The 23,246-nt window shown below is 63.3% G+C and carries 26 protein-coding genes; 16 read left to right on the plus strand and 10 right to left on the minus strand.

Going from position 1 to position 23,246, the window contains the following annotated elements; genetic code table 11:
* Nucleotides 1–237 carry a YdcH family protein gene (locus tag FS665_RS08490; RefSeq protein ID WP_145186199.1) on the minus strand — a complete coding sequence of 79 codons (237 nt, stop codon included), beginning with the start codon at nt 235–237 and terminating at the stop codon, nt 1–3.
* A 262-nt stretch (nt 238–499) separates the two neighbouring features.
* On the opposite strand from FS665_RS08490, the gene FS665_RS08495 reads away from it, so the two are divergent.
* From FS665_RS08495 to FS665_RS08520, 6 genes are all read left to right on the plus strand, one after another.
* Entirely contained in the window at nt 500–2,137 is a 1,638-nt protein-coding gene (locus FS665_RS08495; RefSeq protein WP_145186202.1) for a phosphoethanolamine transferase, read from the plus strand.
* 89 nt (nt 2,138–2,226) lie between these two features.
* On the plus strand, nt 2,227–3,360 hold the full coding sequence (gene rnd / locus FS665_RS08500) for a ribonuclease D (RefSeq protein ID WP_145186205.1): 1,134 nt from the start codon (nt 2,227–2,229) through the stop codon (nt 3,358–3,360).
* A complete protein-coding gene (locus tag FS665_RS08505) occupies nt 3,357–3,650 on the plus strand; it encodes a YcgL domain-containing protein (RefSeq protein WP_145186208.1) in 294 nt (97 codons plus the stop codon). Before rnd ends, FS665_RS08505 begins: the two co-directional genes overlap by 4 nt.
* 2 nt (nt 3,651–3,652) lie before the next feature.
* Complete coding sequence (locus FS665_RS08510) at nt 3,653–4,585, plus strand: D-2-hydroxyacid dehydrogenase (protein ID WP_145186211.1); 933 nt, start codon at nt 3,653–3,655, stop codon at nt 4,583–4,585.
* A gap of 106 nt (nt 4,586–4,691) precedes the next feature.
* Nucleotides 4,692–5,141, plus strand: coding sequence for a YcgN family cysteine cluster protein (locus FS665_RS08515; protein ID WP_145186214.1), 450 nt, complete (start codon nt 4,692–4,694; stop codon nt 5,139–5,141).
* 40 nt (nt 5,142–5,181) lie between these two features.
* Nucleotides 5,182–6,390, plus strand: coding sequence for a hypothetical protein (locus FS665_RS08520; RefSeq protein ID WP_145186217.1), 1,209 nt, complete (start codon nt 5,182–5,184; stop codon nt 6,388–6,390).
* A 20-nt stretch (nt 6,391–6,410) separates the two neighbouring features.
* On the opposite strand, the gene FS665_RS08525 is transcribed toward FS665_RS08520, so the two are convergent.
* From FS665_RS08525 to FS665_RS08535, 3 genes are all read right to left on the minus strand, one after another.
* A complete protein-coding gene (locus FS665_RS08525; protein ID WP_145186220.1) occupies nt 6,411–6,752 on the minus strand; it encodes a YgaP-like transmembrane domain in 342 nt (113 codons plus the stop codon).
* 93 nt (nt 6,753–6,845) lie between these two features.
* Complete coding sequence (locus FS665_RS08530; RefSeq protein WP_145186223.1) at nt 6,846–7,316, minus strand: RNA methyltransferase; 471 nt, start codon at nt 7,314–7,316, stop codon at nt 6,846–6,848.
* 71 nt (nt 7,317–7,387) lie between these two features.
* Nucleotides 7,388–7,759, minus strand: coding sequence for a YajD family HNH nuclease (locus tag FS665_RS08535; RefSeq protein WP_145186226.1), 372 nt, complete (start codon nt 7,757–7,759; stop codon nt 7,388–7,390).
* A gap of 132 nt (nt 7,760–7,891) precedes the next feature.
* On the opposite strand from FS665_RS08535, the gene FS665_RS08540 reads away from it, so the two are divergent.
* Nucleotides 7,892–8,170, plus strand: a complete 279-nt coding sequence (locus FS665_RS08540; RefSeq protein WP_145186229.1) for a hypothetical protein — start codon at nt 7,892–7,894, stop codon at nt 8,168–8,170.
* On the opposite strand, the gene FS665_RS08545 is transcribed toward FS665_RS08540, so the two are convergent.
* Complete coding sequence (locus tag FS665_RS08545) at nt 8,167–10,206, minus strand: S9 family peptidase (RefSeq protein WP_145186232.1); 2,040 nt, start codon at nt 10,204–10,206, stop codon at nt 8,167–8,169. The genes FS665_RS08540 and FS665_RS08545 overlap by 4 nt on opposite strands.
* Before the next feature lie 90 nt (nt 10,207–10,296).
* On the opposite strand from FS665_RS08545, the gene FS665_RS08550 reads away from it, so the two are divergent.
* The 6 genes from FS665_RS08550 (at nt 10,297) to FS665_RS08575 (ending at nt 14,491) form a co-directional block, all read left to right on the plus strand.
* Nucleotides 10,297–10,782, plus strand: coding sequence for an MFS transporter (locus tag FS665_RS08550; protein ID WP_145186235.1), 486 nt, complete (start codon nt 10,297–10,299; stop codon nt 10,780–10,782).
* Nucleotides 10,783–10,795: 13 nt separating this feature from the next.
* Nucleotides 10,796–11,569, plus strand: a complete 774-nt coding sequence (locus FS665_RS08555; protein ID WP_145186238.1) for a class II glutamine amidotransferase — start codon at nt 10,796–10,798, stop codon at nt 11,567–11,569.
* A 9-nt stretch (nt 11,570–11,578) separates the two neighbouring features.
* A complete protein-coding gene (locus FS665_RS08560; RefSeq protein ID WP_145186241.1) occupies nt 11,579–12,100 on the plus strand; it encodes a DUF2937 family protein in 522 nt (173 codons plus the stop codon).
* Nucleotides 12,101–12,168: 68 nt separating this feature from the next.
* Complete coding sequence (locus FS665_RS08565; RefSeq protein WP_371921245.1) at nt 12,169–12,891, plus strand: 5-oxoprolinase subunit PxpA; 723 nt, start codon at nt 12,169–12,171, stop codon at nt 12,889–12,891.
* Nucleotides 12,891–13,577, plus strand: a complete 687-nt coding sequence (gene pxpB, locus FS665_RS08570) for a 5-oxoprolinase subunit PxpB (RefSeq protein ID WP_145186247.1) — start codon at nt 12,891–12,893, stop codon at nt 13,575–13,577. The genes FS665_RS08565 and pxpB overlap by 1 nt, the downstream gene beginning before the upstream one ends.
* The gene (locus tag FS665_RS08575) at nt 13,574–14,491 is read left to right on the plus strand and encodes a biotin-dependent carboxyltransferase family protein (protein WP_145186250.1); all 918 of its coding nucleotides are present in this window, start codon (nt 13,574–13,576) and stop codon (nt 14,489–14,491) included. The genes pxpB and FS665_RS08575 overlap by 4 nt, the downstream gene beginning before the upstream one ends.
* 49 nt (nt 14,492–14,540) lie before the next feature.
* On the opposite strand, the gene FS665_RS08580 is transcribed toward FS665_RS08575, so the two are convergent.
* The 3 genes from FS665_RS08580 to FS665_RS08590 all read right to left on the minus strand — a co-directional run bounded on the left by FS665_RS08580 (nt 14,541) and on the right by FS665_RS08590 (nt 17,824).
* A complete protein-coding gene (locus tag FS665_RS08580; RefSeq protein WP_145186253.1) occupies nt 14,541–15,719 on the minus strand; it encodes a VWA domain-containing protein in 1,179 nt (392 codons plus the stop codon).
* Nucleotides 15,720–15,732: 13 nt separating this feature from the next.
* Entirely contained in the window at nt 15,733–16,578 is an 846-nt protein-coding gene (locus FS665_RS08585) for a MoxR family ATPase (RefSeq protein ID WP_145186256.1), read from the minus strand.
* A gap of 172 nt (nt 16,579–16,750) precedes the next feature.
* The gene (locus FS665_RS08590; RefSeq protein ID WP_145186258.1) at nt 16,751–17,824 is read right to left on the minus strand and encodes a DUF748 domain-containing protein; all 1,074 of its coding nucleotides are present in this window, start codon (nt 17,822–17,824) and stop codon (nt 16,751–16,753) included.
* A gap of 131 nt (nt 17,825–17,955) precedes the next feature.
* Here FS665_RS08590 and cysK point away from each other — a divergent pair, with 131 nt between their 5' ends.
* Complete coding sequence (gene cysK / locus FS665_RS08595) at nt 17,956–18,930, plus strand: cysteine synthase A (protein ID WP_145186260.1); 975 nt, start codon at nt 17,956–17,958, stop codon at nt 18,928–18,930.
* Between the two features lie 171 nt (nt 18,931–19,101).
* Nucleotides 19,102–20,037: an aspartyl/asparaginyl beta-hydroxylase domain-containing protein gene (locus tag FS665_RS08600; RefSeq protein WP_145186263.1), complete on the plus strand. Its 936-nt coding sequence runs from the start codon at nt 19,102–19,104 to the stop codon at nt 20,035–20,037.
* 18 nt (nt 20,038–20,055) lie between these two features.
* On the opposite strand, the gene FS665_RS08605 is transcribed toward FS665_RS08600, so the two are convergent.
* On the minus strand, nt 20,056–20,517 hold the full coding sequence (locus FS665_RS08605) for a DUF4265 domain-containing protein (RefSeq protein ID WP_145186266.1): 462 nt from the start codon (nt 20,515–20,517) through the stop codon (nt 20,056–20,058).
* Between the two features lie 11 nt (nt 20,518–20,528).
* A complete protein-coding gene (locus FS665_RS08610) occupies nt 20,529–21,404 on the minus strand; it encodes a DMT family transporter (RefSeq protein ID WP_145186268.1) in 876 nt (291 codons plus the stop codon).
* 111 nt (nt 21,405–21,515) lie between these two features.
* On the opposite strand from FS665_RS08610, the gene aceK reads away from it, so the two are divergent.
* On the plus strand, nt 21,516–23,231 hold the full coding sequence (gene aceK / locus FS665_RS08615; RefSeq protein ID WP_145186271.1) for a bifunctional isocitrate dehydrogenase kinase/phosphatase: 1,716 nt from the start codon (nt 21,516–21,518) through the stop codon (nt 23,229–23,231).
* Nucleotides 23,232–23,246: the final 15 nt, after the last annotated feature.

The following is a 23,246-nucleotide window of genomic DNA, read 5'->3' on the forward strand; positions in this document are numbered from 1 at the left end:
TCAGGCTTTCGGGGGGTGGAGGATCCGTTCGATCTTGTCCTTGATCAGCAAGCGTTCCTTGCGCAGACGGTTGACCGTGTCATCGTTGGTGCCGTTGCCTTCTGCCGCCAGCACCTCCTTGTCCTTGGCGTTGTACTCCTTGTGCAGCGCGTGCAGCGTCTGGTCCTTGTCTATCAGCGCCTGGAAGCGTTCGGCGGTCACGTGCAGGTCAGCGAGTAAATCGTGCGGAACTGGCATTTCTTCACCTCGGTTGGGGTATCGATAAAGGCCTGACCCTGAGGATAGCCCTGTTTGCCCCCGGTTGAAATCCACGCCGTGCGCTGGCGCCGACTGAATGGCAGCTGAACGACCGGTGAAAAATTGTAAACAGCTGCGCTATCACGAATTTGTTAGCGTCTTTTTCACGAAAAATTGATGGCGCGCTTTTTACAGTCTCGCCAACTTGTCCGGGTGCTGATTTGCCTGCGGCGCTAACCTCCATTTTCGACTGCGAATGCCCATGCTCACCTTAAAACCGCTGCGGACCGAATGGGTCACGTTGTTGGCCAGCTTGTACCTGCTACTTGGCCTGAATGTGTTCTTGTGGGAACACCTTGAACAACTGGTTGCGCCCGGCCTGCCGGGGCTTTGGCTGGTTCTGGCATTCGCGGTGATCATGCTGTTCGCGTTCAACTTGGTGTTAACCCTGGTTGCCTTTCGCTATGTATTGAAACCGCTATTGATTGTGCTGTTCATGAGCGGTGCAAGTGCGGCCTATTTCATGAATCAATACGGCGTACTTATCGATGCCGGCATGTTTAGAAACATCGCTGAAACCAATCTGGCGGAAGTACGCGATTTACTCTCATTGAAGTTTGCCGGCTATCTCTTGCTGCTCGGCGTACTGCCTTCGGTGCTGTTATGGCGGGCGCCTATCGCCTACCGATCCTGGCACCGCGAGATCCTCGGCAAGCTGGTGGTCGGCGGCGCCTGTGTGGTTGCCGTGGGTTCGGTGGCCCTGGTCAATTATCAAGGGTTGTCGTCGCTGTTTCGCAATCACCACGAACTGCGCTTGATGCTCACGCCGAGCAATATCGTCGGTGCCTCGTTCAGTTATGTCAGTGAGCGGGTCGGCACGGCAGCGCGGCCGTTCCAGTCCTATGGCGAGGATGCCAAGCGCGATGTGGCCTGGCAGAAACATCAGCGCAAGTCCTTGACCGTACTGGTGGTGGGTGAAAGTGCCCGCGCCGATCATTTCGGCGTGCTGGGTTATACCCGCGATACCACGCCGAATCTGGCCAAGGAACAAGGCCTGTTGAGCTTTACCGATGTGCATTCGTGCGGTACCGAAACCGCAGTATCGGTGCCTTGCATGTTTTCCGGCATGCCGCGCAAGGATTACGACCCTCGAGTGGCCAAGAACCGCGAGGGGCTGCTGGATATCTTGCAGCGCGCAGGGCTTGCCGTGCAGTGGCGTGACAACCAATCAGGCTGCAAAGGCACCTGCGACCGCGTGCAGTTCATCGATGTCGGCAAGCTCAAGGACGCGCAATGGTGCGCCAGCGGCGAATGCCATGATGAGATTCTGCTGCAGGGCCTGGATGCATTGATCGACCACCTCGACCAGGACACCGTGCTGGTGCTGCACCAGATGGGCAGCCACGGCCCTGAGTACTACAAGCGCTACCCGGCCGGCAGCGAGCGCTTCACCCCGGTGTGCCGCAGCAATGCGCTGAACCAGTGCAGCGAGGAGCAGATCATCAATGGCTACGACAACACCCTGGCCTACACCGACCAGGTGCTGGCAGGGCTGATCGACACCTTGCGCAGCAAACAGGCCGAGGTCGATACCGCGCTGATCTACCTGTCCGACCACGGCGAATCGCTGGGCGAGTACAACCTGTTCCTGCACGGCACGCCGTACGCCATCGCCCCTGAGCAGCAAAAGCATGTGCCCTTGCTGCTGTGGTTCTCCGACAGCTACAAGGCCGACTTCGCCGTGGACACCGATTGCCTTGGCAAGCTGCGCGATGCGCCGCTGTCTCAGGACAACCTGTTTCACTCCATGCTCGGCCTGCTGCAAGTGCACAGCGCGGTCTACCAGCCGTCGCTGGACCTGTTCGCCAGCTGCCGGCCGTGGTTGGCTGCCCAGCGCTGAGGCGGTTGATTTCCTACAGACAGGGTGCGGGTTTCACCCGCAAGGCCCGCGCCGTATATACTGCGCGCCAACGTTAGCGGGAGAGCCTTGTGGCCATCGACATTCACTGGATCCTAGACGACCAGACCCTGGCCGAGCATTGCCGCAGCTGGCGAGAATTGCCGTTCGTGGCACTCGACACGGAATTCATGCGGGTCGATACCTTCTACCCCAAGGCCGGCCTGATCCAGGTCGGGGACGGGCAGCGGGCTTTCCTGATCGATCCGTTGCGGGTCGGCAACTGGCAGCCATTGGCTGACTTGCTCGAGGACAAGCGCGTGGTCAAGGTGCTGCATGCCTGCAGCGAAGACCTGGAGGTGCTGCTGCGCCTGACCGGCAAGCTGCCGCAGCCGTTGTTCGACACCCAGTTGGCCGCCGGCTATCTGAACCTGGGCTTCTCCATGGGCTATTCGCGTCTGGTCCAGGAGGTGCTCGGGATCGAGCTGCCCAAAGGTGAAACGCGCTCCGACTGGCTGCAACGACCGTTGTCCGACACCCAGGTCAGCTATGCCGCCGAAGATGCCGTGCACCTGGCAGAGCTGTTCGCCGCTCTGCGCCCGCGGCTATCCGAGGACAAATACGCTTGGGTGCTCGACGATGGCGCCGAGCTGGTGGCCGCGCTGCGCCGCGAAGTGGAGCCGCAGGCACTGTACCGCGACGTCAAGCTCGCCTGGAAGCTCGGCCGCCAGCAACTGGCCGTGTTGCGCGAGCTGTGTGCCTGGCGCGAACGCGAAGCACGCAGCCGCGACGTGCCGCGCAACCGTATCCTCAAGGAACACTCGCTGTGGCCCATGGCCAAGAGCCAACCCGACAACCTCACGGCGCTGGCCAAGATCGATGAAATGCACCCGCGTACCATTCGCCAGGACGGTGCCACGCTGCTCGAATTGATCAAGCGCGCCGCCAGCCTGCCGCCCGAGCAATGGCCAGAGCCGTTGCCCGAACCGCTGCCGATCGAGGCCGCAGGCGTGCTCAAGCGGCTGCGCGCGATCGGCCAGGCCGAAGGCGAGCGCCTGGGGATCGCCCCCGAACTGATGCTGCGCAAGAAAGCCCTGGAAGCACTGCTCAAGAGCGGCTATCCCAATGGCCCCTATAAACTGCCCGATTCGCTGCGCGGCTGGCGCCGTGAGCGCATGGGCCAGGCCCTGCTGGACGATCTGGCAGGCGCCGGAGACAAGCAATGAAACGTATCTGCTCGATCTACAAGAGCCCGCGCAAGAACGAAATGTACCTCTACGTGCTCAAGTCCGAAGGACTGGAGCGGGTGCCCGAAGCGCTGCTGCCGTTTTTCGGCACGCCGATCCACGCCTTCGACCTGGTGCTGACACCCGAGCGCAAGCTGGCCCGCGAGGATATCGTCAAGGTCCTGGACAACCTCGACAAGCAAGGTTACCACCTGCAGATGCCGCCGCCGGATGACGACTACATCGAGCATCTGCCTGAAGAACTGCTCCGCCGCAACGACCCGGCCTGAGCGTGCGCGTCCTGATCGCCGAGCACGACCACGCTCGCTATTGCCAACTCCTGCACGAAGCCCTGCCCGAGCTGTCTGTGCTCACCAGCGACGACTCTGCCGTGCTGGCCCGCCAGGCGCCGCAATGCGATATCTGGCTTGGGCAGCCAGACCTGCTGGCCAGTCTGCTGCGCCAGGGTCACACGCCGCAGTGGATGCAGTCGACCTGGGCCGGCATCACGCCATTGCTGGCAGCGGGCTTGCCACGCGACTACCGCTTGACCCGCGCCGTGGGCATCTTTGGTCAGGTCATGGCCGAGTACATGCTGACCTACATGCTCGGCCATGAGCGCGAGGTACTGCCGCGCCTGGTCAGCCAGGTCGAACGACGCTGGGACGAGCGCCCCGCGCGCAGCCTGCAAGGGCGCAAGGTACTGATCGTCGGCACCGGCGACATCGGCCAGCGGGTGGCCGAGCTGCTCGTGCCGTTCGGCGTGACGCTGTACGGCATCGCCAGCAGCGCCCGTACCCAGGCACCGTTCGTTGAAGTGGCGGGCCTGGCCGAGCTGTCGCGTCTGGTGGCTGAGGTGGATTATGTGCTCAACCTGCTGCCGGACACCCCAGCGACCCATGATCTCTACGACGCTGCGCTGTTTCAGCGCTTTCAGCCGACGGCGCTGTTCATCAACGCCGGTCGCGGCGCTGCGGTGGTCGATGCCGACCTGGTCGAGGCGCTCAAGCTCGGTCATCTGGCCGGGGCGGTGATCGATGTCTGCCGCCAGGAGCCACTGCCACCGCGCCATCCGTTCTGGACCGCCTGGGGCCTGCTGCTGACCGGGCACAGTTCGGCGCCGACCTCGCCGCTGGCGATGGTGCAGTTGTTCGCCGAGAACGTGCGGGCCTACGCGAGCGGGCAAGGCTTGCGCGGCGAAGTGGATTTCCAGCGCGGCTATTGACGGCACCGGCCTGGCCCTGACAAGCGGTCTGGCATTGCCGCAGGCCAGGCTCTAGACTGGCGCCGCCGCGCGCCGTGGCATGAAATTGATAGCAGGAACCTGTGTAATGACCGCTGACAGTGCGCCGTTCTGGCGGCGCAAGACCCTCGAACAACTCAGCCCGCACGAGTGGGAGTCGCTGTGCGACGGCTGCGGCCTGTGCTGCCTGCAGAAACTCGAGGATGAGGACGACAACAGCGTCTATTACACGCGCATCGCCTGCAAACTGCTCGACCTGAACACCTGCCAGTGCAGCGACTATCCCAACCGTTTTGCCCAGGTGCCCGACTGCATTCAGCTCACCCCGGGCAAAGCCGATCAGTTCAAGTGGCTGCCCAGCACCTGCGGCTACCGCCTGGTCAGCGAGGGCAAGGACTTGCCACAGTGGCATCCGCTGGTCTGTGGCGACCGCAAGCAGGTGCATGAACAGCGCATCTCGCAGTCGGGGCGGATGCTCAGCGAGCTCGACGTCGACGAAGACGACTGGGAAGACCACCTGATTTTTCGCGCCAGCTGACCACAGGCTCAGGCGCCTCTGAGGAACAAGGAGTTTCTGTATGCGTTGCCCATTGTGGATGCTCCTCGCTGTTGCCGTGTGCCCGCCGGTGTGGGCGAAGAAGGTCGACCTCGATTACCAGGTCCGCCTGTTGCCCGCCATGGGCCAGGCTGAGGTGCGCTTGACCCTGGCCGAGGGCAGTGCCGTGCGCAGCCTGGACTTCGACCTGGGCAGCGCCGGCCTCTACAGCGGCTTTCACGCCGACGGCCAGTGGCAGCAGCAGGGCGCGCGCGGGGTATGGCGCCCCGCCGCCGGCACGACCCACCTCAGTTACCGGGTCAAGCTGGACCAGCAATTGCGCAGTGGCGCCTACACCTCGCGTATCACGCCCCAGTGGGCCTTGTTTCTGGGTGATCAACTGGTGCCCCCGGCCCGCCTCGACCAGCAGGATGGCACCGAGCTGGTCGCGCGCATGAGCGTCGATCTGCCCGAAGGCTGGAAGAGCGTCGAGACGCGCTGGCCGCGCATCGGTAAAGACACGTTTCGCATCGACAATGTATCGCGCCTGTTCGACCGCCCCACCGGTTGGATACTGGCAGGTGAACTGGGCAGCCGCCGCGCGCGCCTGGGTGAAACCGACGTCACTGTGGCAGCGCCGGTGGGGCAGGGCATGCGGCGCATGGACAACCTGACCTTGTTGACCTTCGTCTGGCCGCATCTGCAGGCGGTATTCCCGAGAAACCCAAGCAAACTGCTGCTGGTCGGCGCCCGTGACGGCATGGCCCGTGGGGTAACGGCTGGCGACGGTTCGATCTACCTGCACAGCAGCCGGCCGCTGGTCAGCGAGAGCGGGAGCAGCCCATTGCTGCGCGAACTGGTGCAACTGTTCGCACAGATTCGCGTGCGTGATGACAGCGACTGGCTGGCGCAGGGCCTTACCGAATATTACGCGACCGAGCTGTTGCGCCGCGCTGGCGGCATCAGCGACGACCGCTACGAGGTATGGCAGGCACGGCTGCAGAAGCAAGGCAGCAAGGTGACGCAATTGCGCGCCGAGCATGCCACTGGGGCGCAGACGGCCCGGGCAGTGTTGCTGCTGCAGGCACTGGACAAGGAAATTCGCATTCACACCCAGTCCAAGCGTTCGCTGGACGATGTCACGCGCGCGCTGATGCGCCTGCCGAGCGTGAACACCGAAGAATTCGTGCAGATCAGTGAAAGCGTACTGGAGCGCAGGTCCGAGGTGCTACAGAGCAAAGTCCTGCGCTGACCAGTACGACGCCTGGTGTCTCAGAGGCCCGTCACCGGATCCTTACCAGTCACGGTCACCCCTTCGGTGGCCGCTTGCGCGCTGGATTTGAGCGCCTTCAGGTCGGCGGCGCTGCGTTGAATATCAGTACGCAGGCGTTGGTATTCCTGACGATGGCGCTCCAGCCAGGCCTTGGTCGCGCAGTGGCCCTTGACCCCGCGCACCACGGCCAGGCCACCGACCGCCATTTGCACCAGCCCGATCAGGCCGCCGCGGTGCAGGCCTTTGGTGAACATCAGCGCACCGCCGGCCAACGAGCCGGCACGTTCCAGACCCTGGACATTGTGTTCCTGCGCCGCAGTGGCGCGATGGTTATCGAGCATGGCAAGCCCTCCTTATGGAATGTAAGCAGCTGACCTGCTTGCCGCGATCAGCGTTCACTCCAGTGCACTGGAAGGTCTTGTCGGGTAGCGCGACTACTTGAATTTTGGCCCTGAGCGGGTATTGAGGCCCTTGGCCATACGGTCGTACAGCACCACATTCACCGTGGCGGCAAGGTTCATGCACCCTTCGGTGGGGATATAGATGGTTTCTTCGCACCATCCACGGACCTCTTCGCTCAGCGAGCCGTCTTCAGGGCCAAAGATGTAGATCGCCCGATCCGGGTGGGTGTAGTCAGGCAGCGGCCTTGCGCCGTCCACCAGTTCCACCGCCACTGGCGTGCAGCCCAGTGGGATGATGCGCTGCAGGTCGTCGATGCCGATCAGCGGGATATCGTAGTGCACGCGCTTGGTGTCGGTGACGAAGTCGCGCGCCCGTTCATAGCGCTTGCCGGTATAGAACACCGAGCTGACGCCATAGCAACCCGCGGCGCGCATCACCGAACCGACATTTTCGGCCGACTTGGGGTTGAACAGGCCGATGCAGCTGTATCGTTTGTTTGCCACGTACCGGGGCCCTTGGCGAAAAAACCGCGATTATACGGGCTTGCCGGCAATGGTGGGTGAGCAATCGCGGCTCAGTCTTTCTTCAGCAGCCCAGCGAGCCCGGCAAACGGGTTGTGGGTGGCCTTGGCGATGCTTGGGGTGCTGGTCGAGCCTTCACTGAAATACTGCTGGTCGGTGTAGCGCGAGTGCTCGTTGTCGTGGCAGTACAGGCACAGCAGCTCCCAATTGGAGCCGTCCTGCGGGTTGTTGTCGTGATTGTGGTCACGGTGGTGCACGGTCAGCTCGCTCAGGCGCTTGCCGGCGAATTCGCGGGCGCAGCGGCCGCAGACGTGCGGGTACATCTTCAGGGCCTTGTCGCGGTAGCCCATCTCTTTGTCGCGCTTGGCGTCGGCGAGGATGCGGTCGAGGCGGGCAGTGGCCGCGGCGGAGGAAGACGAACTCATGGTGTTTCCTTTGTTCTGATCAGGCAGGTGACGGTTATGCCATCGAGTCTAGCGCGCTTGCAGGGGCAGCGGACAGGCGCAAAGACGAATATCGGCGTAGCCTGTACAGAGGTTTTCGACCGGAGGTTGCCGATGTATCACGCGCTCCTCACCGCCGTGCTGTTCGCCGCTGCGCCTGGGGCGCTGGCGGCCGACGCGCCGCCCAGGCTCACTACCCCGGTGCCCGGCGCACCTGGCACTGCCACGCCCACGCCGTATCCGCAGATTACCCCGAGCGCGCCACCCAAGGCCTACGACCGCCATCCGGGCGCGCCGCTGTTGCCGCCGATGCCGCGCCCCGGTCCACCCAGGGACCAGCCGCTGCCCGGGCTGCGCCAGGACGCGCCGAAGGCGGTCGGGCAGGATGACTAGGCGTTCAGCTCGCCCAGTACGAAGGCGTATTCCAGGGCCACGTCCTTGAGCCCCTGATAGCGCCCGCTCATGCCGCCATGCCCGGCGCCCATCTCGGTCTTGAGCAGCAGCAGGTTGTCGTCGGTCTTGAGCGTGCGCAGCCGAGCCACCCACTTGGCCGCTTCCCAGTACTGCACGCGGCTGTCGTTGTAGCCGGCCACTACCAGCATCGCCGGGTAGGCCTGGGCGCTCACGTTCTCGTAGGGCGCATACGCCTTGATACGTTCGTATACTTCAGGCTCTTCAGGGTTGCCCCATTCGTCGTATTCGGTGACGGTCAACGGCAGCTCGGGGTCGAGCATGGTGTTGAGCACATCGACGAACGGCACCTCGGCAATGGCGCAGCGGAACAGCGCCGGGCGCAGGTTGAGGACCGCGCCGATCAACAGCCCGCCCGCGCTGCCACCGCTGATGGCCAGGCGCTCTGGCGTGGTCACGCCTTGCTCGATCAGGTGTTCGGCACAGGCGATGAAGTCGCTGAACGTGTTGGCCTTGTGCACCTGTTTACCGGCTCGGTACCAGGCTTCGCCGAGCTCTCCGCCGCCGCGCACATGGGCGATGGCGAAGGCCACGCCACGCTCGAGCAGGCTCAGGCGTGCATGCGAGAACCACGGGTCGAGGCTCTCGCCGTAGGCGCCGTAACCGTACAGGTACAGCGGCACGCAGCGGCCTTGGTCTTGCCGACGGCGGACCAGGCTGATCGGCACCTGCGTGCCATCGGCCGCGCGCGCCCACAAGCGCTCGCTGATGTAGGCGTCGGCGTCGAAGTCGCCGAGCACCGGCGTCTGCTTGAGCACCTGCTGGGCGCCACTGGCCAGCTCCAGCTGACGCACCTGGGCGGGGCGGTTGAGGGCCTCGTAGCGCAGGCGCACACGGGTGCTGGTGAATTCCAGGCTGTCCTGCACGTACAGGCTGTAGGCTGCATCGGGCAACTCCACGCGGTAGCTCGGCTGGCCCTGCGGACGCACTTCGATGATCGGCAGGCCGCCTTCGCGCAGGCTCAGGGTCAGGGCACTGGCATTGAGGCTCAGGCCTTCGAGCATGCTGTCGTGGCGATGCGGTACCAGCACTTGCCAGTGCTCTCGGCTCGGTACGGGCGTCGCCTGTGCGTGATAGAGGGCGAAGTTGATGCCGTCCTGGTTACTGCGGATGAACCAGCGCCACTCACCGTCGAGCTGACCATGGTCGGGAAAGTACTCATGGTCCTCGACCCGCGGCGCCAGGCAGGTGAACGCTGCCTGGGGCGTGTGCGCATCCAGCACCCAGGCTTCGCTGGTGGTCTTGCTGCTCAGCAGCAGCACTAGCTGGCGCTCGGAGCTGGTGCGGTAGCAATGCAGGAAAAAGCGCCCGTCGGGCTCTTCGAACACCGTGGCGGCGCCTTGCTGGCCCAGGGTGTGGCGGCGCAGGCGCCAGGGGCGATGGGTATCGTCGAGCTCGGCGAAGAACAGCGTCCGGCTGTCGTTGGCCCAGGTCATGCTGCCGTCGCAGTCGTCGAAGGGCAGGGCGGTCACGGCACCGCTGGTCAGGTCCTTGACATAGAGGGTATAGATTTCATCGCCGCTGCTATCGACGCTGTAGGCCAGCAGCTGATGGTCGGGGCTCACGCTGAATGCCCCCAGCGACAGGAAACCGCCGCCTGCCAAGGCGTTGGGGTCGAGCAATAGCTGTTCCTGCTGCGGGTCGACGTCGTTGCTGTCATCGCTCGGGCGCGGGCAGCGATAGTGACGCGGGTACTCATCGCCCGCGGTGGTGCGCGTGTAGTACAGATACGGGCCCCAAGGCGTGGGCAGCGACAGGTCGGTTTCGAGAATGCGGCCCTTGATCTCTTCGAACAGCTGCTCGCGCAGCGGCGCCTGGTCGGCCAGGCAGGCCTGCTGGTAGGCGTTCTCGGCGTGCAGGTACTCGAGCACCTCGGGGCTGTCGCGCTGTTGCAGCCAGGCGTAGGGATCGGCGCCTTGGGCCTGGCGGGCGAGGGGAGGCTGGGGCTTGGTAGGCATCGGGGATCCTTGAGCGGAACAGGGAGACGCTGTCTGCGCCCTGAAAAGTGTTTATCATAGGCATCTCTTCGCCTGGCTTGCACGAACACCATGATCGAGAACGAATACACCTTCGCCTGGGGCCTTTATGTAGTCGCGGCGCTCGGCTGCCTGCTGGTGGGCTTCAAAATCACCGGGTGGATGTGGCGCTGGCTGCGCGAACCGCTGCGAGTGATCATTGCCGTGCTGTTGCTGACGCCGACCATCGTCGACCCGGTCAAGGACAGCTTCGCCCCGGCCATCGCCATCACTGCCCTGGATCTGGCCTTCAAGGTCGGCAGCAATGCCTGGCGGGCGATCTCCGATATTGCCATGTACGGCATGATCGCCTTCGCCCTGTATATCGTCTTCGTGCTGGTTCGCTGGCCGTTGGAAAAGCGCGCCCGCGAGCGTCGCGCCCAGGCCGACGCCGCCGCACAGCGCCGCGCCGCCGAGGACCACGCGGTGGTGGTCGATGCGCCGCTGGCGGCCGAGCGCCAGGATCGCTACCGCAGTGCTCCGGCGCCTGTCGGCGGTCGGGTCGAGCCACGCTTGTAAGCGGAGATAGCGCATGTGTGAACTGCTGGGCATGAGTGCCAACGTCCCCACCGACATCGTCTTCAGTTTCACCGGGCTGATGCAGCGCGGCGGGCGCACTGGCCCGCACCGCGACGGTTGGGGTATCGGTTTCTACGAGGGGCGCGGCCTGCGTCTGTTCCAGGACCCGGCGGCCAGCAGCGAATCGGAAGTGGCCAACCTGGTGCAGCGCTATCCGATCAAGAGCGAGGTGGTGATCGGGCACATTCGCCAGGCCAACGTTGGCCGGGTGTGCCTGTCCAATACCCATCCGTTCGTGCGCGAGATGTGGGGCCGCAACTGGTGCTTCGCGCACAATGGCCAGCTTGGTGCGTTCAGTGGCGAGGCGACGTTCTATCGCCCGGTAGGCGACACTGACAGCGAAGCGGCATTCTGCGACTTGCTCAACCGCATTCGCGCGGCCTTCCCCGAGCCTGTTGAAGTCGAACAGCTGCTGCCGGTGCTGGTCGAAGCCTGTGCCGGCTACCGCAGCAAGGGCGTCTTCAATTGCCTGCTGTCAGACGGCGACTGGCTGTTCTGCTTCTGCTCGACCAAGCTGGTTCACATCACCCGACGCGCCCCGTTCGGCCCGGCACGCCTGAAGGATGTCGACCTGATCGTTGATTTTCATACCCAAACCACACCCAATGATGTGGTGACGGTGATCGCCACCGAGGCCTTGACCGAGAACGAGACCTGGCGGCGCTACGAACCGGGCCAATGGGGCCTGTGGCGCCACGGAGAGTGCGTTTCGCAAGGCCAGAGCTAAGGATGCTGCATGTTCAGAAGTTACCTGCGGTTGCTGCTGTTCACGGTCGGCCTGTTGGCCGGTATCCAGGTGCCCGGGCTGGTCAAGGACTACAGCCAGCGGGTCGAGGCGCACCTGTTCGAGTCGCGCCAGGCGCTCGACGGCTTCAAGCAGACCGCCGAGCGCTTCTTCAACGGCGACCTGCAAGCCCTGGTGCGTCACTACCGCGCCAGCGATGACCCGGTCTTCAACAGCGACGCCAACAGCATCGAGAGCCTGCTGATCCGCAATCAGCTGCTCGAAGACGAATGGCAGGCCCTGCAAGGCGGCTGGTTGAGCCGTACCTGGCATGTCCTGGTACAGCCGGATCGGCAACTGCGTGAAGAAACCCTCAACGCCTACAGCTACCAGATCCTGCTGGTACCCGAAGCCATCGCCTGGGGTATCGGCACAGGGTTCGTGCTGGCCCTTGTGGTCGAGAGCCTGCTGCTGGGGCTGGGTTGGGTGATACTGGGCGGACGCCGCGCGGCGGTCAAAGAGAGCTGGCGCTGATCGCCAAGGTCCTGCCGGCGCAGACACAGGAGCATGTTCAGTTGAAACCCCTGCTACTCAATTGCGACATGGGCGAGAGCTACGGCAGCTGGCGCATGGGCCTGGATGCCGAGGTAATGCCCTACATCGATTGCGCCAACATCGCCTGTGGCTATCACGCCGGCGACCCGAGCATCATGCGTCGCACGGTGGCCCTGGCGCTGGAGCACGGCGTGACCATCGGCGCGCACCCCGCCTACCCGGACCTGGTCGGTTTCGGGCGTCGCGCCATGGCCTGCAGCGCCGACGAAATTCGCGACCTGCTGCATTACCAGATTGGCGCCCTGGATGGCATCAGCAAGGTGCTGGGCGCCCAAGTGGCTTATGTGAAGCCCCATGGCGCGCTGTACAACGACATGATGGCTGACCCGTTGAAACTGCGCACCGTGCTCGAGGCCGTCGCCAGCTACGGCAACGGTCTGCCACTGATGCTCATGGCCACTGCCGACGACAGCGCCGCCCAAGCGCTAGGCGATGAGATCGGGGTGCCGCTGTGGTTCGAGGCCTTCGCCGATCGCGCCTATACCGCCAGCGGTCATCTGCTCTCGCGGCGCCTGCCCGGCGCGGTGCACCATGACTCGGCCCTGGTGGTAGCGCAGGCGCTGTGCCTGGCCCGCGGGGAAGCACTGGTGGCAGTCGATGGCAGTGCGCTGAACCTTTCCGCCAGCACCCTCTGCGTGCACGGCGACAACGACAGCTCGGTGGCGGCCGTGCGGCAGATCCGTCAAGCCCTCGATGCGCTGGAAAGCTGATGGACATGCGTATCGAAGTCGTCGCCATCGACAGCCTGATGGTGCGCTTGTTCGACCGTATCGACGAAGCCAACATGCCTTGGATCCTCGCGGCGAACCAGCGCTTGCGTGCCGCGTTCGGCGCCCATCTGATCGACCTGGTGCCTTCTTACACCACGCTGATGCTGCAGTCTGACCTTGCGCCAAGCCAGGCCAGGGCGTTGATCGGCGCAGCGCTGCAACACCTGCAGCCCGACGCCAGCAGCAGTGGGCGTCGTCACGAAATCCCGGTGTGGTATGACCCGAGCGTGGGGCCAGAACTACCCTTGCTGGCAGCTCGCAGCGGGTTGGACATGGCGCAGGTGGTGCGCCTGCACACTGAACGCGAATACCCGGTGTTCGCCCTGGGCTTCGCGCCCGGGTTTGGCTTCATGGGGCTGGTCGACGAACGCCTGGCCAGCCCGCGCCTGAGCATCCCGCGCAAGCGCGTGGCGGCCGGCAGCGTGGGCATCGCTGAACGGCAGACGGCCGCTTATCCAGCGGCGTCGCCGGGGGGCTGGAACCTGATCGGGCGAACGCCTGCGCGTTTGTTCGACCGCGCCCGCGAGAACTATAGTTTGCTGCAGCCAGGCGATCGGGTGCGGTTCGTGGCTGTGTCGCGTGACGAATTCATGGCGTTGGGTGGGGATGTGGAGGCCCAGGCATGAAGCGATTGCAGGTCGAGGCCAGCACCGCGCTGTGCCAATTGCAGGATGCCGGGCGATTCGGTGTGCGGCACCTGGGGATTACCCAAGGCGGCGCCCTGGATTGGGTCGCCATGCAGTGGGCCAACTGGCTGCTTGGCAATGCGTTGACGGCGCCGGTGATCGAAGTGGCACTGGGTGGTTTCGCGTTGCTGGCCGAGGATGATTGCGTACTGGCACTGGCCGGCGCCGATCTGCAGGCGCATGTCGACGACCAGCCCGTGGGACCTTGGCGCAGTTTCAGGGTGAGCGCCGGTCAGCGCCTGACCTTGAAGCAGCCCAGCCAAGGCGTGCGTGCCTACCTGGCCGCCCCCGGGGGCTGGCTGGCCGAATCAGTGCTGGGCAGTTGTGCGACGGTGATGCGCGAAGCCTTGGGCGGTGTCGATGGTCAGGGTACAGCGTTAGGCAAGGGCCAGCGGCTTGGCTTCGTGGGTGGTACGCCTGCGCTGCGCGAAGTCCCGGCGGCCCTGCGCCCAAGCTGTGAGGCCAAGCCGGTGCTCGACCTGGTGATGGGCGCACAGCTTGGTGATTTCAGCGGGCTCAGCGTGTTCGACGTGTTCAATCGTGACTGGACCTTGGACAGCCGAGCCGACCGCATGGGCATTCGCCTGTTGGGCCCTGAGCTGGTTTACCAAGGCACACCCATGATTTCCGAAGGCATTGCGCTGGGCGCGGTGCAGGTGCCTCCCGACGGGCAGCCCATCGTGCTGCTCAACGATCGACAGACCATCGGCGGGTATCCGCGGCTGGGGGCATTGGCGCCGTTGGCGCTGGCACAGCTGGCGCAGTGCATGCCGGGTTCGAAGGTCCGCTTCAGGCCGGTGGTACAAGAGCAAGCCTGGCAACAGCACCAGGCCTACTTGGGGCGTTGGCGTTGAAGGCGCCGAGCGCCTGACGGGCTACTGAGCAGCGTTGCACCCGGCAGCGTCACTTGGACAGATAGCGCATCCCTTCTTCCAGGCCTTGCAGGGTCAGCGGATACATCCTGTCCTCGATCAGGTCACGCACCAGGTGGGTCGAGGCGGTGTACTCCCAGGCGTGCTTGGGATACGGGTTGATCCAGATGATTTTCTTGAATTTCTCCATGAAGCGCTGCATCCACACATACCCGGCTTCTTCGTTCCAGTGCTCGACGCTACCGCCTGGCTGAGTGATCTCATAGGGCGCCATGGCCGCGTCGCCGACGAAGATCACTTTGTAGTCGTCCCCGTACTTGTGCAGCAGATCGAACGTGGAAAACCGCTCTGAGGTACGGCGCAGGTTGTTCTTCCACACTGACTCGTACACGAAGTTGTGGAAGTAGTAGTACTCCAGGTGCTTGAACTCGGTCTTGCAGGCCGAAAACAGTTCCTCGCAGACCTTGATATGCGCGTCCATGGAGCCGCCAATGTCGAACAGCAACAGCAGTTTGACGGTATTGCGCCGCTCAGGGCGCATCTGGATGTTCAGCAGGCCGGCGTCACGCGCGGTGTGATCGATGGTGCCATCGATATCCAGTTCCTCGGCGGCGCCTTCGCGGGCGAACTTGCGCAGACGACGCAGCGCTAGCTTGATGTTGCGCGTGCCCAGCTCGACCTGGTCATCGAGGTTCTTGTATTCCCGCTGGTCCCAGACCTTGACCGCCTTGCCCTGACGCTTGCCAGCCTCGCCAACGCGAATACCCTCTGGGTTGAAACCGCCCGAGCCGAACGGGCTGGTGCCGCCGGTACCGATCCATTTATTACCGCCGGCGTGGCGCTCTTTCTGCTCTTCGAGGCGCTGCTTGAATGCCTCGATCAGCTTGTCCAGGCCACCCAGAGACTGGATCTGCGCGCGTTCCTCATCGCTCAGCGAGCGCTCGAATTCCTTGCGCAGCCAGTCTTCCGGGATCATCGCCTCAATCTGCTGATCAAGGTTTTCCAGGCCCTTGAAGTAGGCGGCGAAGGCGCGGTCGAACTTGTCGAAATGGCGTTCGTCCTTGACCAGGATGGCCCGGGCCAGGTAATAGAACGCGTCCATGTCGGCGAACACCACGCCCTTTTGCAGGGCATGGTGCAGGTCGAGCAGCTCGCGCACCGACACCGGCACCTTGGCCGCGCGCATTTCGTTGAACAGGTTAAGCAGCATCGCCCGCCTCCTGTCAGCGGTTAGCGCGCCGGCTCATGAAGGCCAGGCGCTCGAGCAACTGCACATCCTGCTCGTTCTTGACCAGGGCGCCTGCCAGCGGCGGTATGGCCTTGGTCGGGTCGCGTTCACGCAGTACCGCCTCGCCGATGTTGTCAGCCATCAGCAGTTTCAGCCAGTCGACTAGCTCGGACGTGGACGGCTTCTTCTTCAGGCCCGGGACCTTGCGCACGTCGAAGAACACGTCCAATGCCTCGCTCACCAGGCTCTGGCTGATAGTGGGGTAGTGCACATCGACGATCTGCTGCAGGGTGTTGCGGTCTGGGAAGGCGATGTAGTGGAAAAAGCAGCGGCGCAGGAAAGCGTCGGGCAGCTCCTTCTCGTTGTTCGAGGTGATGATGATGATCGGGCGCTGCTTGGCCTTGATGGTTTCATCGATTTCGTAAACGTAGAACTCCATCTTGTCGAGTTCCTGCAACAGGTCGTTGGGGAACTCGATATCGGCCTTGTCGATTTCGTCGATCAGCAGAATGACACGCTCCTGCGCCTCGAAAGCCTCCCACAACTTGCCTTTCTTCAAGTAGTTGCGCACGTCGTGAACCTTGTCCACGCCCAGCTGCGAATCGCGCAGGCGGCTTACGGCGTCATACTCGTAGAGACCCTGGTGGGCTTTGGTGGTGGATTTGATGTGCCAGGTGATCAGGCGTGCGCCGAACGAGGCGGCGAGCTGCTCGGCCAGCATGGTCTTGCCAGTGCCGGGCTCACCCTTGACCAGCAACGGACGTTCGAGGGTGATGGCCGCGTTGACCGCCAGTTTCAGGTCGTCTGTGGCGACGTAGTCGCGGGTGCCTTCGAACTTCATGACGCATTCCTCTGCAGGCCTGCCGGGGTCACAGGTCCCGGCCTGCAGGTGCAGGCAGCTCAAGGACCGACGCAAGCGACAGTTGATTGATGTGCACCGGACTATAACGCGCGGCTTCGGCGCTGAAAACGCAGACCGGGTATTCAGTCCCTGAATGGCCCGTCACGTTCATTCAGTCGGAATCAGGCGCCGGCTGCTCGTAGCGTGCGCTGAAGGCCTGCACGAAGCCATTGCGCAGGATCTGCAGAAACGCCTCGAAGCCGCTGATGTTCTGCTGATGGACGCTGCCACTGAGTTCGACGCGGGTTGCGAACTGGTTTTTCGGCTGGTTCTTGAGCACGGTTTCCGTAGCACCGACCACCGCTTCCCAGATCGAGCGGAACAAGCCCTTGTCTTTGTTTTCGACGTCCTGCTGCCAATCGAACACATCGACATCGCGCAGCAAAGGTTTGATGTAGCCATGCAATCGACCATTTTCGGCCTGGGCTTCGATCACCACGTCGCCGTGGCCTGCATTGAAGTCGAACTTGCCGTAGGCACTGGCGAAATCATTGAGTCTGCGCAACTCGATGCCGGTAGCGCGCAAGCGGAATTCAAAATCGTCGAAGTCACTGAAGGGGTCGAAGGTAGCACGACTTTCGACCTTGGCATCCCCGGCAATCAGCGCGGTGCCGTCGAAACTGGCATCGCGCCGGCCTTGCTGATCGCGCACGTTGGTCAAGTTGCGGATGTCGGCGGTCAATTGCGTGGCCTTGAGGTTGACCGGCGGCTTGGAATTGAAGTTGCGAAAGGTCAGCGTGCCGTTGTCGATGTGCAACTCGTTGAGGGTGATGGGCAGCAGTTTGTCCAGCTGCTGGCGCCAGTCGGTGCCTTGGCCGGTCTGCGAAGCCTGTTTGCTGCCGCCATCGACAAAGTTGAGTTCGGGTCGATCGAACACTACCTTGGCTACCACGGCGCGATCATGGATCAAGGCATACCAACTGACCGACAGGTCGATCAATGGCGCATCGAGCAGCGGCACTGGCACTTTGCCGGTAGTCTTGACGATTTTCAGGCCATGTATCTGATAGGCACCGCGCCACCAGGCGAGATCCACGTCGGTCACCTGGCCACGGTATTCGCCCATGTCGGCCAGTTTTTCATTGAGGTAATTGCGCACCAGATGCGGCAAGGCCAGGTGTAGCGCCACTATCAGCAGCACCAGGGTGGCCAGGGCAATCAGCGGCCGGCGATATCGCGCTTTCATCGCAAGGCTCTCCAGGGTCGATTGTGGGTTGACCACGGGCCGCGGCCTGCGGTTCGAATGCTTTACTGGCCAGCGAGGCGGGCTTACCCTTGGGGTCTTTCCTGTTGTTTTCCATGTTCAAGGACCCTGCCATGAGCCGTATCTTTGCAGACAACGCCCACTCCATCGGCAACACGCCGCTGGTGCAGATCAATCGCATCGCGCCACGCGGGGTGACGATTCTGGCCAAGATCGAAGGCCGCAATCCAGGCTATTCGGTCAAGTGCCGGATCGGCGCGAACATGGTCTGGGACGCCGAAAGCAGCGGCAAGCTCAAGCCGGGCATGACCATCGTCGAGCCGACCTCGGGCAACACCGGCATCGGCCTGGCCTTCGTCGCCGCTGCCCGTGGCTACAAGCTGATGCTGACCATGCCAGCTTCGATGAGCCTGGAGCGGCGCAAGGTCCTCAAGGCGCTGGGCGCCGAGCTGGTGCTCACCGATCCTGCCAAGGGCATGAAGGGGGCTATCGAAAAGGCCAACGAAATCGTGGCTGCCGCGCCGGAGCAGTACTTCCTGCCGGGCCAGTTCGAGAACCCGGCCAACCCTGCCATCCACGAAAAGACCACTGGCCCGGAAATCTGGAATGACACCGACGGTGCGGTCGATGTGCTGGTCGCTGGCGTCGGTACCGGCGGCACCATCACGGGTGTGTCGCGCTACATCAAGCATACCCAGGGCAAGTCGATCATTTCCGTGGCAGTGGAGCCGCTGGCATCGCCGCTGATCAGCCAGACCCTGGCGGGCCACGAACTGCAACCCAGCCCGCACAAGATCCAGGGTATCGGCGCAGGCTTCGTGCCGAAAAACCTCGATCTGTCGATCATCGACCAGGTCGAGACCGTCACCGACGAAGAATCGAAGGCGATGGCCATTCGCTTGATGCAGGAGGAGGGCATCCTCTGCGGTATCTCATGCGGTGCAGCGATGGCAGCGGCGGTGCGCTTGGCGGAAAAGCCTGAAATGCAAGGCAAGACCATCGTCGTCATCCTGCCCGACTCGGGCGAACGCTACCTGTCGAGCATGCTCTTCAGCGACTTGTTCAGCGACCTGGAGAACCAGCCCTGAGGCGACAAGCTGCCTGGCGGCAAGCCTCAAGCTTCAAGTAAGAGCAACGGCGTGGCCCATGCGGACGCGCTTTTGCTTGCCGCTAGGCAGCCCGCAGCTTGCGGCTTATGATGGCGGGATGATTTTTTCGGGGCGGGCAGCGCTGGACTGTGCCCCACCTAGGAGTGTTGCATGACCTTTTCCTTTCTCGCCAAGGCGGGTGTCCTGCTGGTGTTTTTCCTCAGCGTGCTCTACGTGCACCTGCGCGGTAAGGCGCGGTTGCCGGTGTTGCGCCAGTTCGTCAATCATTCGGCGCTGTTCGCACCTTATAACAGCCTGATGTACCTGTTCTCCGCGGTGCCGTCCAAGCCTTACCTGGACCGCCAGCGCTTTCCGGAACTCGACGTGCTCAAGGACAACTGGCAGGTGATTCGTGAAGAGGCGATGCGCCTATTCGACGAGGGGTATATCCGCGCCGCCGAAAAGGACAACGACGCAGGCTTCGGTTCATTCTTCAAGAAAGGTTGGAAACGCTTTTACCTGAAGTGGTACGACAAGCCGCTGCCGTCGGCCGAGGCACTGTGCCCCAGGACCGTCGAGCTGGTCAGCCGCATTCCCAACGTCAAGGGCGCGATGTTTGCGTTGCTGCCTGGCGGTAGCCACCTGAATCCGCACCGCGACCCGTTCGCCGGCTCGCTGCGCTATCACCTGGGCCTGTCGACGCCCAACTCCGACGCCTGCCGCATCTATGTCGATGGGCAGGAGTATGCCTGGCGCGACGGTGAGGACGTGATGTTCGACGAGACCTATGTGCATTGGGTCAAGAACGAAACCGACGTGACCCGGGTGATTCTGTTCTGCGATATCGAACGGCCGTTGAGCAGCCGCTTGATGACCCGCCTGAACCGCAGTGTCAGCGCCTTCCTCGGCCGCGCCACGGCGCCGCAGAACACCGACGACGAACGCGTGGGCGGAATCAACCAGGCGTACGCCTGGAGCAAGCGCTTCAGCAACAAGATCAGCACTCACGTCAAACAGTTCAAGCGTGCCAATCCCAAGGCCTACCGTGTTCTGCGGCCGGTCCTGGCGGTCGTGGTGGCCTATCTGCTGGTGCGCTGGCTGTTCTGATTTTTCTGCGCAAAGCGCCTAGCGCAGCTCCGCGGGGATTGGGTGGCGCAGTACACCCTCCTCGAACTCCAATGTTCCCGCCTCGCGTTGGGTCAGCAGGTAGTAGATCAAGGTGTCGGCCGACCGCTCGGCTGGCACTGCGACGGCCAGCAACCTGATGGCTTTCTCCACCTCGCAGATGCAACCGAATTCGACCAGCGCAGCCTGGACCTGCTCGACCGTCTCTGGCGGCTTGACCAGCACGCGAAACACCGATGCCCCCGCGCTGGCTTGCAGCGTGGCGAACCAAGCCTGCTCGCCCTCGTGGCTAACGCTCACCCGATCGCCTGGGGCAATGCCGTAGACGTGAAAGGGGATACTGTCGACGCGATATTCATCACCCTGTACCGAGTGCGCCCAGAGCCCTTCGACCGAAGCGGGCGGATAGCCGCTGGCATCCTGGGCCAGACGGAACAGGATCTTTTTGAACGAGCCGCTCACCCCCTGGCGCCTCACCGCCGCGCTGGCCGCAGCACCAGCCACAGCGCCAGGCCGATCAACACCCCGCCATACAAGTGCGCCAGCGATAGCGGTTCATCCAGCAGCCAGGCGCCCCACAGCACGCCGAACACCGGGATCATGAAGGTCACGGTGCTGGCCTTGATCGGGCCAATCTCGGCCAGCAAACGGAAATAGAGGATGTAGGCGAAGGCTGTGCACAGCAGGCCCAGGCCCAGTAACGACAGCCACACCTGCCAACCACCCCAGCTGACCGGGGGCTGGGTCAGCGCGCTCCAGGCAAACAGCGGGCTGGTCATCAGGGTCGCGCCGAGCATGCTGCCCAACGCCGACAGGCGACTGTCCAGGCCGCTGATCCAGCGCCTTGCCAGGTAGCCGGCAAAGCCGTAGCAGGTGGTCGCCGCCAGGCACGCCAGCGCGCCCTGCACCAGCGCCCGGTCCAGCGCCACGGGGCCTGCGCCGCTCAAGATGCCGACACCGAACAGTCCGAGGAATATACCGGCCAGCTTGGGCAGGGTCATCGGCTCGCGGAAGAACAGCGCGCCGATCAGCACGCCCATCAGCGGGGTCGTGGCATTGAAGATCGCCGAATAGCCAGCGGGCAACAACTGCGCGGCCACCGAATAGAAGGTCGCCGGAATTCCCGAGTTGATCATCCCAAGCACCAGGCAGGCGCCGAGCTTGCCTTGAAAGTCCCAGCGCACACCGCTGGCAGCCAGGATGGCAATCAACCCCAGGCAGGCGATCGAGACCCGAAAGAACGCGGTCGGCACGGTGCCCAACTCTGGCGCGATGATGCGCATGAACAGAAAGCTCGCACCCCAGACAGCAGCAAGGGTCAGCAGGCGGGCAAAAGCGATGGGGCTCACAACGGTCTCCGGGAACAGGGCAGGGCGCGAGTGTACGTGAGTGGTCTGGGCGATTCTTGTGCTTTCTTGCGCTGCTAAGCTCAAGGGCTCAATCCGCTGGAGGTGATTTGCATGTCCAAGCCTTGGCCCGCAACCGACATAGCCCGGCTGATCCTCGACGGATTCGACCGCTATCGCGAGCTGTTTCGCCAGATCACCCAAGGCGCACGCGAGCGTTTCGAGCAGGCGCGCTGGCACGACAGCCAGCACGCTGCCGCCGCGCGCATCCATCTCTACGAAGCCCAGGTTGGCGAGGTCAACAGCAGACTGCGCCAGGCATTCGCCCGTGAACGCCTGCTCGATGTCGAGCAATGGCCCCAGGTCAAGGCTGCCTATATCGAACTGATCGACCTGCGTCTGGACGATGAACTGGCCGAGACCTGGTACAACTCGCTGTTTTGCAGCCTGTTCAGCCACGATCTGATCAGCGACCGCTGCATGTTCATCCACTCCACCCGGCCCGCCGCCACCGCGCGCGAACGGGCTGCCCAGACCCGTAGCTACACGCTGCAGACCGACCTCCAGGCGCTGCTGCGCGCGATCCTTGCCGACTACCCCTTCGCCACGCCCTATGGCGATCTGCAAGGCGACCTGGCGCGGCTCGAAGCGCAGTTGCGCGAATGCCTGCCCGACTGGGTGTGCAAGGATCCGGCCTTGACCGTGGAGCTGTTCGTGCCGGTGCTGTACCGCAACAAAGGCGCTTACCTGGTCGGCCGTCTGTACACCGTGGATGAACAGTGGCCACTGGTGCTCGCCCTGCTGCATCGGGACGGCCACGGCATCGAAGCGGACGCGGCAATCACCGACGAGGCGCAGGTGTCGATCATCTTTTCCTTCACCCGCTCATACTTCATGGCGGACGTCCCGGTGCCCGCGCAATTCGTGCACTTTCTCAAGGCCATCCTGCCGAGTAAGCACATCGCCGAGCTGTACACCTCGATCGGCTTCTACAAGCAGGGTAAATCGGAGTTCTACCGCGCCTTGATCAATCATCTGGCCCGCAGCGACGACCGCTTCGTCATGGCTGCGGGGGTGCGCGGCATGGTCATGAGCGTGTTTACCCTGCCCGGCTTCACCACGGTGTTCAAGATCATCAAGGACCGTTTCTCGCCGGTGAAAACGGTTGACCGGGCCACGGTGATCGACAAATACCGGCTGGTGAAAAGCGTCGATCGGGTCGGGCGCATGGCCGATACCCAGGAATTCGCCGACTTTCGTTTTCCGCGCGACAGATTCGACCCGCAGTGCCTGGCCGAACTGCTCGACGTGGCGCCCTCGACCGTAGAGGTACAGGGTGACACGGTGCTGATCCGCCACTGCTGGACCGAACGACGCATGACGCCGCTGAACCTGTACCTGGAGCAGGCCAGCGACGCGCAGGTGCTCGAAGCACTGGACGACTATGGGCTGGCCATCAAGCAATTGGCCGCGGCCAATATCTTTCCCGGAGACATGCTGCTGAAAAACTTCGGCGTGACCCGTCATGGCCGGGTGGTGTTCTATGACTACGACGAAATCTGTTGGCTCACCGAGGTGAACTTCCGAATCATTCCGCCGCCGCGTTACCCTGAAGACGAAATGTCCGGCGAGCCCTGGTATTCGATTGGGCCGCACGATGTCTTCCCCGAGGAGTTTCCGCCCTTCCTGTTCGCCGATAGCGGGCAGCGGCAGTTATTCAGCCGCTTGCATGGCGAGCTGTTCGATGCCAGGTATTGGCAGGGCCTGCAAACCGCAATCGGCGAGGGCAAGGTTATCGATGTCTTCCCCTACCGGCGCAAGGCGCGCTGAGGGCCAGGCTCAGCG

It is taken from the genome of Pseudomonas sp. URMO17WK12:I11, assembly GCF_007677725.1.
GTDB lineage: Bacteria > Pseudomonadota > Gammaproteobacteria > Pseudomonadales > Pseudomonadaceae > Aquipseudomonas.